This window comes from Pseudomonas sp. USHLN015 (genome assembly GCF_037153275.1).
In the GTDB taxonomy this organism is placed as follows: Bacteria; Pseudomonadota; Gammaproteobacteria; order Pseudomonadales; family Pseudomonadaceae; genus Metapseudomonas; species Metapseudomonas tohonis.
Window position 1 is genome coordinate 61,846 of record NZ_JBBCKP010000016.1, and the last position, 14,215, is coordinate 76,060.

Consider the following 14,215-nt stretch of genomic DNA (forward strand, 5'->3'; position numbering starts at 1 on the left):
AAACGCCGGGGCGCAACGCCCCGGCGCGGTGGTTCAGAAACGCAACCTGTCGTACCAGTTCTCGTAGACCGCGGTCGGCTCCACTTCGACGCGGAAGCGGCTGGCGTCCCGGGCCTCGCCCCAGAGGAACAGGTGGTCCTTCCAGGCGCCGTCGGGCCAGATCTTCAGGTAGTAGTCGCGCCCGGGCAGGGGGCGCTGGCCGCTGTAGTCGATGAACGCCACCTGGTCGCCATCCTTCAGGCATTGCCCCTGGTCGTTGTCGATCTGCACGCGCAGGTGGCGCGAGGGTTTCCCGGCGGCGGGGTAGTAGCCGTACTTGCCGGCGCCGTGTTCGTACCAGGTGAGGAAATGGCCCGGGTAGGCGCGTGATTCCAGGGTCACGTAGTCGCCGTTGCGCACGCAGAAGCTGGCGAAGTGGTCCCAGTCGTTGAGGCTGAAGGTGCTGGCGTCGTCTCGGCCGTTGCCGGTGACGGTGACCCAGTTGGTCGCCTTTGCCCCGCTGCGCAGGGCGTTGCCGTTTTCGAGGCTGCGCAGCACCACGCGGGCGTAGCGGTTGTCGGTGGGCTTGAAGGCCCGCTGAGGCGTGCGCTGCGGATCGGCATAGGTGAAGGCGGCCACCGGGTAGTGGTCGGAGTAGTCCTGGTAGTGCCAGGTGTTGACGCCGTCGCTGGCGCTCCAGCGCGGGGAGGGGGTGTCCAGCGCCTGGTTGTGCCAGTACGAAACCTGGCCGTGGCGGTTGGAGACCAGGATGTAGTCGAGGTACTCCGGCGGGTTGGATGGCGCCTTGCCGGGGCCGTTGTCCTTGTAGGGGTACTGGTAGCCGGTCACGCCGTTGCGCCGGGTGTCCCAGGTGGCGGGGGCGCCGGCGTAGCTGTCCGGTTCGCGCAGGTCCAGCTGGGCCAGCACGCGTGGGTACTCGGCGCTGCCGCGCACGACGTTGAGGTCGCCGCCGACGAACAGCACTTCGTTCGCGGGGATGTTCTGCCGGTCGATGAAGGCGCGCATTTCCCTGAACTGGCTTTCACGCGCAGCCTGGCCGCCATCTGGGCAGGCCGCGTCGGCAGCCTGGGTGTGGGTGGCGATGACGTGGAACGGGCGCTCGCCGCGCATCACCTTGACGTACACGAAGCCCTTGTTGGCCAGGGCGTCTGCCCCGCAGGCATCGCGGTAGAGGTACTGCACCCGGCGCACGATGGGCCAGCGGCTGACGATGGCGACGCCGCCGTCCTCGGGCTTGGCGGCGGGGTTGCCGGTGCTCTCGTCCCAGCCGCTGGTGGCGCGGCCCAGCACCGGGGTCTGGTGCGGGTAACGGTCCTTCAGCCCGTTGAGCAGGATGTCCGAGGCTGTGTTGTCGAACAGCTCATTGAAGATGATCAGATCGCGTCCTTCCACATAGTCGGCCCGGGTCATCAGGCGCGCGCGCTCCTGGTTGTTCCAGCTGAACTTGAACGGCAGCGGCGTGAGGAAGAAGGCGTTGTGGGTCAGCAGGTCGAAGGCGTCAGGCCGGGGGGCGGGGGCGGCCGGGGCCTGGGGGGCGGTGAGCAGGGCGAGAAGGCTGAGCATCGTCCAGTTGATGCGCGTGGTCGTTGTCATCTGCATGTCCGAGATGAGTGGATGCGGAGGGCGGTGAGAGGCCACCACCCGATGGCGGACCGGCTACTGCTGTCCTTGATGTCCTTGTAGAAAACCTCAGCTGTTTTACAACGGTGTGTCATGGCGGGCCTCCCCTGGGGGAGGCCCGTTCCAGCGGGTGGATCACTCGAAGAGGAAGTGCTCGTCCTGCAGCCCCATCACCGACTTCGTCGGCTTGAGCATGGCGCTGGCGTGGCCCTTGGCGCGGGGCAGGAGGCGGTCGAAGTAGAAGGCGCTGGTGGCCAGCTTGGCGCGGTAGAAGTCCTCGGACTCGGCGCCGCCTTCGCGCAGGCGGCGGCGTGCGGCGGCTTCCTGCAGGGCCCAGGCGTAGGCGAGGGCGGCGTAGCCGGAGTACATGAGGAAGTCATGGCTGGCGGTGCCCACCAGGTCACGGTCCTTGCGGGCGCGCAGGGCGATGCGCAGGGTCAGGACGTTCCACTGGCCGGCGAGCTTGAGCAGGGTCAGCGCGCGGCCGCGCATGGCCGGCTCGGTCTTCAGCAGGTCGAGGGCCAGGCGCGCCACCTGGCCGCTGAAGTCGCGCACGGCCTTGCCCTGGGTCATCAGCAGCACCTTGCGGCCCAGCAGGTCGAGGGCCTGGATGCCGGTGGTGCCTTCGTAGAGGGTGGCGATGCGGGCGTCGCGGACGATCTGCTCCATGCCGTGCTCGCGGATGTAGCCGTGGCCGCCGAATACCTGCATGCCGAGGTTGGCGCTCTCCAGGCCCAGTTCGGTCAGGCAGCCCTTGAGGATGGGGGTGAGGAAGCCGAGCTTGTCGTCCCAGTGTTCGTACTTGCCGGTGTCGCTCTGCAGGATGCCTTCGATCATGCGGTCGGCGTACTGGGTGGCGAGGTAGACCAGCGCGCGGCCGCCTTCGGCCACCGCCTTCTGGGTCAGCAGCATGCGGCGCACGTCGCCGTGGTGCATCAGTACGTCGGCCACCTCGCCCGGCTCCTTGGTGCCGGAAAGGGCGCGCATGGAGCGGCGCTCGCGGGCGTAGGCGAGGGCGCCCTGGTAGGCCAGTTCGGCGGTGGCGACGCCCTGGATGGCGGTGCCGATGCGGGCGCTGTTCATGAAGGTGAACATGCATTCCAGGCCCTTGTTCGGCGGGCCGATGAGGTAGCCGGTGGCGCCGTCGAAGTTCATTACGCAGGTGGCCGAGGCCTTGATGCCCATCTTCTTCTCCAGCGCGCCGCAACTGACGCCGTTGCGCGGGCCGAGGCCGCCGTCATCGCCCGGGAGGAACTTGGGCACGATGAACAGGGAGATGCCCCGGGTGCCCTTGGGCGCGTCGGGCAGGCGGGCGAGGACGATGTGGATGATGTTCTCGGTGAGGTCGTGGTCCCCGGAGGAGATGAAGATCTTGGTGCCGGTGAGGGCGTAGCTGCCGTCGGCGTTGGCTTCGGCGCGGGTCTTCACCTGGCCCAGGTCGGTGCCGCACTGGGGCTCGGTGAGGCACATGGTGCCGGCCCAGCGGCCTTCGGTGAGCGGGGTGAGGTAGGTGCGTTTCTGCTCCTCGGTGCCGTGCTGCATGAGGGTGTTCATGGCGCCGAGGGACAGGCCCGGGTACATGGAGAAGGGCCAGTTGGCGGTGCCGAGCATTTCCTGCTTGAGGGCGCCGAGGCTCATGGGCAGGCCCTGGCCGCCGTATTCCACCGGGTGCGAGAGGCCTTGCCAGCCACCTGCCACGTAGGCGTCGTAGGCTTCCTTGTAGCCCTTGGGCGTGCGCACTTCGCCGTTCTCCAGGTGGCAACCCTCCTCGTCGCCTGAGTGGTAGAGCGGGGCGATCACTTCCTCGCAGAGCTTCGCGCACTCGCCGAGGATGGCCTCGACCATGTCCGGCGTGGCCTCGCCGCCATTGGCCAGGGCCTGGTAGTGGGCGGGGAAGTCGAAGACCTCGTTGAGCAGGAAGCGGGTGTCGCGCAGGGGCGCCTTGTAGCTGGGCATCGGTGAACCTCGGAACGCAGGTGGCAGACCCGCCGATTTATACGGCGCCCTTGCCGGCACGGCCTTGGCAGCGATAACGGAGGCCTCTGGCAGTTCGGACAATGCCGCGCCGATGCGCGATTGCCATTGACGCCGGATTGATGCGGGTATATACACGCATCCATGATCACGACCCGATGCCTGTGCACGCGACTGCGTCGCGCCAGCCGCAACCTGACCCGCATCTACGACGACGCCCTGGAGAGAGTCGGGATCAACGTCGCCCAGTATTCGCTGCTGAACAACCTGCAGCGCCTCGACCAGCCGAGCATCACCGAGCTGGCCGAGGCGCTGGGGCTGGATCGCAGCACCCTCGGGCGCAACCTGCGGGTGCTGGAGGGCAAGGGCCTGGTGCGCATGGACGAGGGCGAGGACCAGCGCAACCGCCTGGTGGCCCTGACCACCGATGGCACGGCCTGCGTCGCGGCGGCGTTGCAGGCCTGGGAAGGCGTGCAGGCGCGGATGACCGAGCGTCTGGGCGATGAGCGACGCGACGCGCTGATGGCGCTGCTGGGCGAACTGGAATCCCTGGACTGATTTTTTCGCGATAACGCGGGTATATACCCGCAGAGGACATTCTATGACTTCCGTATGGCGCACGAGTGGCTGGATTCTCCTGGGGGCGTCGCTGATCCTCGCCCTGTCCCTGGGCATCCGCCACGGCTTCGGCCTGTTCCTGGCCCCGATGAGTGCCGAGTTCGGCTGGGGGCGCGAGGTGTTCGCCTTCGCCATCGCCCTGCAGAACCTGATCTGGGGCCTGGCACAGCCGGTGACCGGCGCCATCGCCGACCGCTTCGGGGCGATGAAGACGGTGATCATCGGCGGTGTGCTCTACGCCGTGGGACTGGTGCTGATGGGCTACTCCCACTCGCCGCTGGGGCTGTCGCTGAGCGCGGGGCTGCTGATCGGCATCGGCCTGTCGGGCACCTCCTTCTCGGTCATCCTCGGCGTGGTCGGCCGCGCGGTGCCGGCCCAGAAGCGCAGCATGGCCATGGGCATCGCCGCGGCGGCCGGCTCCTTCGGTCAGTTCGCCATGCTGCCGGGCACCCTCGGGCTGATCGGCTGGCTGGGCTGGTCCTCGGCGCTGCTGGCGCTGGGGTTGCTGGTGGCGCTGATCGTGCCGCTGGCGGGAATGCTCAAGGACAATCCGCTGCCGGTGGCCGCCCATGAGCAGACCCTGGGCGAGGCGCTGCGCGAGGCGTCCGGCCACTCCGGGTTCTGGCTGCTGGCGCTGGGTTTCTTCGTCTGCGGCTTCCAGGTGGTTTTCATCGGCGTGCACCTGCCGGCCTACCTGGTGGACCAGCACCTGCCGGCCCAGGTGGGCACCACGGTGCTGGCGCTGGTGGGGCTGTTCAATGTGTTCGGCACCTACATCGCCGGCTGGCTCGGTGGGCGCCTGTCCAAGCCGCGCCTGCTCACCGCGCTCTACCTGTTGCGGGCGGTGGTGATAGTCGCCTTCGTCTACTCGCCGTTGAGCATCTGGAGCGCCTACGCCTTCGGCGTCGCCATGGGGCTGCTGTGGCTCTCCACGGTCCCGCTGACCAACGGCACCGTGGCCACCCTGTTCGGCGTGCGCAACCTGTCGATGCTCGGTGGTATCGTCTTCCTCTTCCACCAGCTCGGCGCCTTCCTCGGCGGCTGGCTGGGCGGCTACCTCTATGACCACACGGGCAGCTACGAAATGGTCTGGCAGATTTCCATCCTCCTCAGCCTGGTGGCGGCGGCCCTGAACTGGCCGGTGCGCGAGCAGCCGGTGGCGCGGCTGCAGGCGCTGGCATGAGCCTGCGCCTTGGGTTGGCCTTCGGTGCCGGGGCGGCGCTGTTGCTGGCGCTGGCCTGGTGGGGCTGGCAGCGCGGCGGCCTGGCGCTGCTGCAACTGAACATGAGCCTCTGCTGATTGCCGCGAAGGCCCTGCGGGCGTAGCCTTTCGCCATTGCCCCTGCCTCGCGGAGCGCTCGATGAAATCCCTCCCTCTATTGCCTTTCCTGGCGCTGGTCGCCGCTCCCGTTCTGGCCGCCGAGTGCCCGCCGTTGCTCCAGCATTCGATGCAACAGCTGCGCTCGAAGGAGAACATCGACCTCTGCCAGCGCTTCGCCGGCAAACCGCTGGTGGTGGTCAACACCGCCAGCCACTGCGGTTTCACCCCTCAGTTCAAGGGCCTGGAGGCGCTCTACCAGCGCTACAAGGACGATGGCCTGGAAGTGCTCGGCGTGCCTTCCGACGACTTCAAGCAGGAGGCCGATGACAACGCCGAGACGGCCAAGGTCTGCTACGTGAACTACGGCGTGACCTTCGCCATGACCCAGCCGCAACACGTCACCGGGGACGAGGCGACGCCGCTGTACCGCGACCTGATCGCGCAGTCCGGGCAGAGCCCGCGCTGGAACTTCTACAAGTACGTGGTGGATCGCCAGGGCAAGGTGATCGCCCATTTCTCCAGCCTCACCAAGCCGGACGACGAGGACCTGGTGAAAGCGGTGGAGCAGGCCCTGGCCAGCAAGCCGCTGTGAGGGACTGCCTGCTCCGGTGAGGCTGTTCGCGGCACCCGGGGAGCGCGAAAGTTCCATGGCGCCGGATAAATATTTCCGAATATTTCGGCTGGTTCCGGTTTCCCGGCCTGGCTCGTGGTACCTTCCCGCGCCTTACTTTTGCCCAACCATGGAGTTACCCATGTCGATCAAGGAACTGATCCTGGCCGGCCTCATCGCCGCTGCCATTCCTTGCGCATTCGCCGCGAAACCCGAAGCCCCCGTCGAAGACACCGCTGCCGCCACCCAGGTGGAAGAGGACGGCGAGGCCACCATCGAGGAAAACGGCGAGTCGATGTCCGAAGAGGAGTTCCTCGCCAGCCTTAACTTCCAGCAGGGCAAGGTGGTGATCGGCGACAACCTCGCCACCCTCGATATTCCCGAGCAGTTCGTCTTCCTCGCCGGCGAGGACGCCGAGCGCGTGCTGACCGACGCCTGGGGCAACCCGCCGGACGAGGTCCTGCCGCTGGGCATGATCCTGCCCAAGGGCATCTCGCCGCTGGCCGATGAGTCCTGGGCAGTGACGGTGGAGTACGAGGAGAACGGCTATGTCTCCGACGAAGACGCCGCCGACATCGACTACGCCGAAATGCTCGACGACATGAAGGAAGAGGCGAAGGCCGATAACAAGTGGCGCGCCGAGAACGGCTACGAGCCCGTCGAGCTGATCGGCTGGGCCGCCCAGCCGCGCTATGACGCCGACGGCCGCAAGCTGCACTGGGCCAAGGAGCTGAAGTTCGGCGACGCCGAGACCCACACCCTGAACTACAACATCCGCGTGCTGGGCCGTAAGGGCGTGCTGGTGCTGAACTTCATCGCCAACATGGACCAGCTGCCGACCATCGAGCAGAACCTGCCGGCGGTGCTGGCCATGACCGAGTTCAACCCGGGCAACCGCTACGCCGACTTCAACCCCGAGCTGGACAAGGTCGCGGCCTATGGCCTGGGTGCACTGATCGCCGGCAAGGTCGCCGCCAAGGCCGGCCTGTTCGCCATGCTGCTGGTGCTGCTGAAGAAGTTCTTCTTCGTGCCCCTGGCCATCGGCGCCTGGATCATCAACCGCATCCGCGGCAAGAAGAAGGAAGCGCCCGCCGAGGCCCAGCCCCAGCCGACCCCCGAGCCGCAGCCCGTGGTGGTGAGCGAGCCGGCGGCGACGGTGATGGACATGAACAAGGACGACAAGCCCAAGGGGTGACCGTCAGGCGGTATGAAAAAGCCCGGACTTGTCCGGGCTTTTTTGTATTGAATGGAAGCCAATAGCCATCTGTGACTGTTGCCTCTGTGCGTGTAGCGAAGTGCTGATTTCTCTTGCGCAAGCTACAGTTTGTGTACCTAATTGTGCTACTTTGCGACTCCTAATTTTCCTTCGGCTTCCACCCGTGCCTGGTTAGTCTCCCCGAAGTGGGGTTGAGGATATCGTTGCTTGGCGCTGATATGTGAGTCCTTGATTTAAAGTGTCCTACCTGAGTTCGTATAGCTGTCATGGAAGAAAAGATATGAATGCTCCACTAATACAGCCATATAAAACCTCTGGCGATATAGAATTCTTCGTTCTATTGAGAGGTGTCTGGAATCAGCGCCGAATTATTTTTTCTATTACTTTAGTGGCGTTGACGTTGGCAGCAGTCTATGCGTTTTTGGCGACTCCTCAATATAAGGTTCAGAGCTTACTCAGGCAGGCGTCTCTCAAGGATCTGGATCAGCTCAATGAGTCAGGTTTCTATTCCATCACCCCTGAGGTTTCATTGGGGCGGGTAATGGATACATTAGGTTCGTACAGCTTGCGTTTGGAGTATCTGAGCTCTCATCCGGAGCTTGTAAAGGGTATGCGCAAGGAGAACGAACCTTTAAACCAGTTACTGGATCGTCTCAATCGTGAAGCTTTCTCAATGATTGTCTCGGACGTCAAAACAGTAGGAGAGCCTCGCTCATATCAAGGGATCAGTTTCATCTATCCGGAGGGAGTGGATGGTGTCGCCATTACGAATGGGCTAGTTATGGCGGCAATCGATCATGAGCGGAAGAAATTGCAGGAAGACATGGATGTACTCCTGAACAATCGACTTTCCATGTTGCAGGCACGGTTCAATGCTGAGAAGGCACGTTATGATGCTGATAAGGCTTCTCGTATTGCCGAGTTATTAGAAAACGACCAACTGGATAAGGCTCTGTTGCAGGACGAACTCAAAGCGTTACGGCAGCAATTGCTGATCGGTAGGCAGAGTCGTATCAAGCAGCTGGATGAAGCAATTTTGATTGCGGATAAATTGGGCATTCTCAAGCCCACAACACCTTCAGTAATGGTGGAAAGTAGTGCTGCAGGGCAGGGTAATTTCGTCCGGGCCGAAGTCAATAGTCAGCAGAATCCATTATATTTCATGGGGGTTGAGGCACTGTCGGCCGAGCGCGCAATCCTTCTATCCCGTACGTCTGATGACTTTATCGAGCCGAAAGTTGCGAAAATTCAAACAAAACTGAGCCGCCTGGAAAATAATCGGCAGGTTGAAAGGCTTAGGGCGCGTAAAGATGAAGATATTTTCTACAAGGATATTGTGAAGCTCAGCGGTGAGCGTGCGAAGTTGGAGTCCTTGAAAATAGAGTTTGCACATCTCGATTTCGCTAAGCTGCGTTTGGTCCATGTAGACCAAGTTGCTTCGACCCCCGAAGAGCCAGTGAAGCCCCAGAAGTTCTTGATTATTCTATGTGGTCTAGGCCTGGGTCTCATAATGGGAGGATTCATCGCCACTATTCGGGTCTTGATCCGACACGCCGTGGAGCCTGCCCGCCAAGAGGTGCCCATTTAGGCTAACGATTTTTTTGTGAGGCAGAAGAGGGCCGATCAGTTGACTGATCGGCCCTTTTTGTTCGGTCAAGCTTCTATCAGAAGCGGTAGGTCACCTGCGCGCCCAGGCCGTGGGCGCTGTTCTTGTAGGTGGAGGTGTAGCGGCCCTTGGTGGCGCTGGTCTGGTTCACTTCGGCATCGTCTTCCTTCAGGTAGGAGTAGGCGACGTCGACGGTCCAGTCGTCGCTCGGGCTCCAGGCGGCGCCCAGGCTGAGGATCTTGCGGTCGTCGGTGGGGATGCGCGGCGAGCGGTGCTCGTTGCGGGTCGGGGTCTGGTCGTAGGCCAGGCCGGCGCGCAGGGTCCACTGCGGGTTCAGCTTGTAGGAGGCGCCCACGGCGTAGGACCACACGTCACGCCAGTCCTGTTCCTCGGTGATGGTGCCGATGGGGCCCGCCGAGCCCCCGAGGAGCGCCGGAACCCCCTTGTTGTTGACGGTGATGTCCTTCAGGCGGCTCCAGCGGGTCCAGGTGCTGCCGGCATAGAGGGTCCAGTCGGCGTTCAGGTCATGGGTGACCGAGAAGTCGACGGATTCGGGGGTCTTCAGCTTCAGGGAGGCGTCGTACTCGTTGCCGGAGAAGGGGCCGAAGCCGGTGCCGGAAATCTGGGTATCGCCTTTGAGCTTGTAGTCGACCATCGAGTGGTAGGTCAGGCCGAAGCGGGTGCTGGGGGTGGCCTCGAACAGCACGCCGACGTTGTAGCCCAGTGCGGTGTCGTCGCCCTTGACCTTGACCTTGCCGTCGTTGCGGCCGGGGGTGCCCGCGTTGAGAGTGGCGGAGGTCAGCTCGCCGTCGATGCGGTTGATAGTCGGGCCGAAGCCGACGGAGAGCTGGTCGGTGATCTTGTAGCTGATGGTCGGCTGCAGGGTGATCACGCGGACTTCGCTGCGGTCGCCGTAGTAGCGGCCCTGGAAGCCGGACTCGTAGTCGGTGATCAGGCCGAAGGGCACGTACATGCCGAGGCCGAAGGTCCATTTGTCGTCGATCGGCTTGACGTAGTAGCCCATGGGCACGCCCATGAAGGGGACCATGTCGCCGTCGTTGCTGCCGCCGAAGGTGCCACTGTGGTCGTCGATATCGGTCTTGGCGTCCAGCAGGGCGATGCCACCACTGACCTGCTCGCGCTTGAGGCGCGACATGCCGGCCGGGTTGCCGAAGACGGTGGTGGCGTCGTCGGCGGACGAGGAGCGACCTGCAAAGGCGGTGCCCATGCCGCTGACGCTCTGTTCGTTGATGGCGAAGCCACCGGCGAGGCTGTAGCTGGATGCAGCGCTGATGGCAATTGCGAGGCTGGTCTTGAAGACTCTTTTGATCACGGGTGACTCCTGGGGACTTTCAGACAGGTGGCGGAAACTATCAGGATTTCCAGACCCCTGCCAGTTTCCGGGAGTTCCCGTAATAGAGCGTTTTATCGGGCTTTATGGCATCAAAATGCCTGCAATTTCGCTGATCGTGCATATTGCCTGGGACGCTCGTTCCTGACTGGTCGGTCAATGAGCGGGTCGGGCCTACGCCACCCTTGCCGAAGGGCCCACCCAGCGCTGCCAGGCATCCAGGTATTGGCGAGGCGTGCCCTGCGGGTTGAACACCTGGCGCCAGATGGAGGCCATGCCGATCCAGTCGTCGGCGGCGGGCATCACCAGCACCTCGGTCTCGATCAGCAGCCAGGCGATGGCGGTGGCGTAGCGCAGGTTTACCGTCAGCTCCAGGTGCGGCGCGGCGAGGAAGGCGTGCTGGCTGGCCAGGCCGCGCACCAGGCTGGCGAGTTCCGGGTCCCGCGCCAGGTGCAGGTCCCAGAGGCAGCGGTGGTGTTCCTCGCTGATGTGATAGAGGCCGTAGCCCGCCTGGTCGCCCAGGGCGCTGCCGAGTGCCGACTGGCAGGCCGCGGCACCCAGCAGCAGGGATTCGGCCATGGGCGAGGGGCGCTGCAGGTAGAGCAGGGTGGGGCGGATGACGTGTTCACAGAGGTCGCTGGCGGCTATTCCCATGGTGCCCTCGCGAGAAAGGTGCCGGCGGGACCGGGGGCGTCTGGCAGCTTCTCGTTCTCGGAAAGGGCCCCGCCGGAAGCGGGGTTAGCCGCTCGTTTTGAAGTGTAGTGCGATGAAAACGTTGTAAAGGCCTGTTTTTAAACTGTTTGAGCCAGCGTTGGCTGGCGCATATATCCGAGGGTGATTAAAAAATGATCGCTCGCAACCGGCCCAGCATCGCGGATGACGGGCCGGCACGGCCTGGGTGGCTCAGTCGCCCTTGGCCTGCGGGCGTGCCGGGTCGGTGATCCATTCGCTCCAGGAGCCGGCGTAGAGCGGCGCCAGCGGGTAGCCGGCGAGGCTGAGGGCGAACAGGTTGTGGCAGGCGGTGACGCCGGAGCCGCAATAGGCGACCAGGCCCTCCACTGGCCGCTGGCCGAGGAAGGCGGCGAAGCGCTGGCGCAGGGCCTCGGCGGGGAGGAAGCGGCCGTCGGCGCCGAGGTTGTCGGTGAACACCGCGCACTGGGCGCCGGGGATATGGCCGGCCACCGGGTCGATGGGCTCCACCTCGCCCCTGAAGCGGGGCAGGGCGCGGGCATCGAGCAGTGTCAGGTCGTCCGCGCCCAGGCGACCCTGCAGTTCGTCGGCGCTGCGCAGCAGGCTGGGGTCGGCTTCGCCGCTGAAGCGGCCACGGGGCACTTGGGGCACGGCGACCTCCAGCGGCAGGCCTTCGTCGCGCCAGGCCTTGAGCCCGCCGTCCAGCAGGTACACGCCTTCACGCTTGCCCAGCCAGGCCAGCAGCCACCAGGCGCGCGCGGCGAAGGCACCGGGGCCGTCGTCGTGGAGCACCAGGGTGCTGTCATTGTCGACGCCCCAGCCGCGCAGGCGCTCCACCAGGCGTTCCGGGGCAGGCAGCGGGTGGCGCCCGGTGACGCCCTTTTGCACCACGCCGGAGAGGTCGTGCTCCAGGTCGGCGAAGCGCGCGCCGGTGATATGCCCTTCGGCGTAGCTGCGCTGCCCGTAGGCGGGATCGTCGAGGGCGAAGCGGCAATCCAGCACGATCAGGCCCGGTTCTCCCAGGCGGGCTTCCAGTTGCCGGGGGCTGATCAGTTGCGCGAGGGGCATGGCGGTCTCCTGTGTCCAATCGATGACAGTGGGCATCATAAGGACAGCCGCGCGTCGCGTCGCGCGGATCGATGAGTGATGGGGAGAGCCGTCCATGCCAAGCCTGCAATCCTTCGCCGAGAGCGCCAACCTCGCCCGCCGCATCGGCGTGGTGCTCGGGTCGTTGCTGCTGACACTGTTCTATTGCCTGCTGGTACTGGGGCGTGCCGCCTGCGGGCGTCTCGACCGCGCGCGCGTGGACGCCTACACCCGCGCCTGGTCCCGCGGCCTGCTGCGCCTGGTGCGGGTGCGCCTGTCGGTGCATGGGCAGCTGCCTGATTTCAACGACGGCCGTCGCTACCTGATCCTCTGCAACCATTCCAGCCATTACGACATCCCCGCCAGCTTCGTGGCCCTGCCGGGCTCGATCCGCATGCTGGCGAAGCAGGAACTGTCGCGCCTGCCGTTCCTCGGGGCAGCGATGAAGGCGGCGGAGTTCCCCTTCGTCGACCGGCACAACCGCCACCGGGCCCTGGCCGACCTGCAGCGGGCGCGGCAGATGATGGAGAGCGGCATCGTGCTGTGGGCGGCGCCGGAAGGCACGCGCTCGAAGGATGGCCAGTTGCAGCGCTTCAAGAAGGGCTGCTTCCACCTGGCGCTGGACACCGACGCGGTGATCGTGCCGGTGGCCATCCGTGGTATCCACCAGGTGCTGCCGGCGCGCACCTGGCGCTTCAACCTCGGCCTGCCGGTGTCGCTGCACGTGGGGGCACCCATCGATGCCGCGCAGTTCGACCTCGAGCACCTGGACGAGCTGATGGCGCGGACCCACGGGCAGATGCAGGCGCTGTTGCACCCGCAGCCGGCCCGAGTGGTTCCGGGCGTGCACGAGACTGCGCCGGCTTGAGCAGCTGGTATCGCGCTCCTGGAAATGAAGAAGCCCGCCAATTGGCGGGCTTCTCGTCTCCGGGAATGGGCCAGTCGCCCGGCCCTCAGTGGATCTTCAGCTTGCCGATCCGGTCGTTGTCGAGGCTGCCGAAGTACAGGTAGTCGCCTACCGGTTTCACCGAGGTGATCATGCGCAGGTGGGTGCCGCTGGTGTCGTGCAGGCTGCGGATGATCTGGCCGTTCTCGTCGAGGGCGATCACCAGGCCGTACTTCTCCGCCTTGGGCCACAGCGCGCGGGGCAGCTTGGCGATCTGCGCCTTGAGCCAGGGCTGGGTGTGGAGGAAGTCGGCGTCGGCCTTGCGCGGGGAGGGCAGGGCGACCCAGAAGGTGCCCTTGCGGTCACCCTGGAGGTTGTCCGGCAGGCCCGGCAGGTTGTCGATGAACACATCGTGGGTGCCGGCCTTCTCGCCGCTCAGCCAGTAGCGGGTGATGCGGTAGCGGTAGGTCTCGTTGACCAGCACGAAGTCTTCCTTGGCCGAGAGCGCCACGCCGTTGCCGAAGTACAGGTCCTTGAGCAGCACCTCGACCTTGCCGGTGGCCGGGTCGTAGCGCATCAGCCGGCCGTGGGGGCGGGCTTCGAGCAGGTCCAGCAGGTAGTCGGGTTGCTCGAACTTGGCGGAGGCGTCGGTGAAGTAGATGTGCCCGTCGCTGGCGATGTCCAGGTCGTCGGTGAAGCGGAAGGGGCCGCCTTCGGCCTCGGTGGCGAGCACCTTGATCTGGCCCTTGGGGTCGATGCTCAGCAGGCCCTTGTAGGCGTCGCCGACGATCAGGTTGCCCTGGGCGTCGAAGTCCATGCCCAGCGGGCGACCACCGGTGGTGGCGAAGGTCTCGACCTTGCCGTCGGCGTCGATGCGCACCACGCGGCCATCGTGCAGGCCGGCATAGACGCGGCCCTGGGCGTCCACGGCGGTGTCCTCGGGGCCGTGGATCTGCCCCTTGGCCAGCAGCTCGGCCTTCATCAGGGTGTCGTTGGGCTCCATCACGCCGGTCATGGGCGGCGCCTTGGGGGCGTCCCAGGCGACGGGATCGATGGGGCTCTTGGTGATGCCGAGGTAGATGCCCGCAGCGGCGATGAGCAGGACCAGCAGGCCCAGGAGTTTCTTCATGTCCGATTTCCCTGGAGGAGGGCCCGTCATGGGCCTGGTTATTGTTGGAAGGGCTTTTTAGCAGCCATGGCCCGGCAATGCCAGAACCCCCCTCCGGCTGAATGGCGGG

Annotated in this window: 12 protein-coding genes; 6 read left to right on the plus strand and 6 right to left on the minus strand. The window is 65.1% G+C overall.

Annotated features, from left to right (window positions below; all coding sequences use genetic code 11):
• Positions 1 to 33: 33 nt before the first annotated feature.
• Complete coding sequence (gene sph / locus WFQ67_RS27380; protein ID WP_337058739.1) at positions 34 to 1,593, minus strand: sphingomyelin phosphodiesterase; 1,560 nt, start codon at positions 1,591 to 1,593, stop codon at positions 34 to 36.
• A 162-nt stretch (positions 1,594 to 1,755) separates the two neighbouring features.
• Positions 1,756 to 3,576, minus strand: coding sequence for an acyl-CoA dehydrogenase C-terminal domain-containing protein (locus tag WFQ67_RS27385; protein ID WP_337058740.1), 1,821 nt, complete (start codon positions 3,574 to 3,576; stop codon positions 1,756 to 1,758).
• A gap of 162 nt (positions 3,577 to 3,738) precedes the next feature.
• On the opposite strand from WFQ67_RS27385, the gene WFQ67_RS27390 reads away from it, so the two are divergent.
• The 5 genes from WFQ67_RS27390 to WFQ67_RS27410 all read left to right on the plus strand — a co-directional run bounded on the left by WFQ67_RS27390 (position 3,739) and on the right by WFQ67_RS27410 (position 8,946).
• Positions 3,739 to 4,152, plus strand: coding sequence for a MarR family winged helix-turn-helix transcriptional regulator (locus WFQ67_RS27390; protein WP_337058741.1), 414 nt, complete (start codon positions 3,739 to 3,741; stop codon positions 4,150 to 4,152).
• Positions 4,153 to 4,195: 43 nt separating this feature from the next.
• The gene (locus WFQ67_RS27395) at positions 4,196 to 5,395 is read left to right on the plus strand and encodes an MFS transporter (RefSeq protein WP_213625588.1); all 1,200 of its coding nucleotides are present in this window, start codon (positions 4,196 to 4,198) and stop codon (positions 5,393 to 5,395) included.
• A 177-nt stretch (positions 5,396 to 5,572) separates the two neighbouring features.
• Positions 5,573 to 6,124, plus strand: coding sequence for a glutathione peroxidase (locus WFQ67_RS27400; protein ID WP_337058742.1), 552 nt, complete (start codon positions 5,573 to 5,575; stop codon positions 6,122 to 6,124).
• A gap of 160 nt (positions 6,125 to 6,284) precedes the next feature.
• Positions 6,285 to 7,337: a DUF2167 domain-containing protein gene (locus tag WFQ67_RS27405; RefSeq protein ID WP_337058743.1), complete on the plus strand. Its 1,053-nt coding sequence runs from the start codon at positions 6,285 to 6,287 to the stop codon at positions 7,335 to 7,337.
• Between the two features lie 301 nt (positions 7,338 to 7,638).
• Entirely contained in the window at positions 7,639 to 8,946 is a 1,308-nt protein-coding gene (locus WFQ67_RS27410; RefSeq protein WP_337058744.1) for a Wzz/FepE/Etk N-terminal domain-containing protein, read from the plus strand.
• A 76-nt stretch (positions 8,947 to 9,022) separates the two neighbouring features.
• Here WFQ67_RS27410 and WFQ67_RS27415 read toward each other — a convergent pair whose 3' ends face one another.
• The 3 genes from WFQ67_RS27415 to WFQ67_RS27425 form a co-directional block, all read right to left on the minus strand.
• Positions 9,023 to 10,297, minus strand: coding sequence for an OmpP1/FadL family transporter (locus tag WFQ67_RS27415; protein WP_173178008.1), 1,275 nt, complete (start codon positions 10,295 to 10,297; stop codon positions 9,023 to 9,025).
• A gap of 192 nt (positions 10,298 to 10,489) precedes the next feature.
• Positions 10,490 to 10,969, minus strand: coding sequence for a hypothetical protein (locus WFQ67_RS27420; protein ID WP_337058745.1), 480 nt, complete (start codon positions 10,967 to 10,969; stop codon positions 10,490 to 10,492).
• Positions 10,970 to 11,218: 249 nt separating this feature from the next.
• The gene (locus WFQ67_RS27425) at positions 11,219 to 12,073 is read right to left on the minus strand and encodes a sulfurtransferase (protein ID WP_337058746.1); all 855 of its coding nucleotides are present in this window, start codon (positions 12,071 to 12,073) and stop codon (positions 11,219 to 11,221) included.
• 94 nt (positions 12,074 to 12,167) lie between these two features.
• Here WFQ67_RS27425 and WFQ67_RS27430 point away from each other — a divergent pair, with 94 nt between their 5' ends.
• Positions 12,168 to 12,959 carry a lysophospholipid acyltransferase family protein gene (locus tag WFQ67_RS27430; protein WP_337058747.1) on the plus strand — a complete coding sequence of 264 codons (792 nt, stop codon included), beginning with the start codon at positions 12,168 to 12,170 and terminating at the stop codon, positions 12,957 to 12,959.
• A gap of 85 nt (positions 12,960 to 13,044) precedes the next feature.
• Here WFQ67_RS27430 and WFQ67_RS27435 read toward each other — a convergent pair whose 3' ends face one another.
• Positions 13,045 to 14,106, minus strand: a complete 1,062-nt coding sequence (locus tag WFQ67_RS27435; protein ID WP_337058748.1) for an SMP-30/gluconolactonase/LRE family protein — start codon at positions 14,104 to 14,106, stop codon at positions 13,045 to 13,047.
• Positions 14,107 to 14,215: the final 109 nt, after the last annotated feature.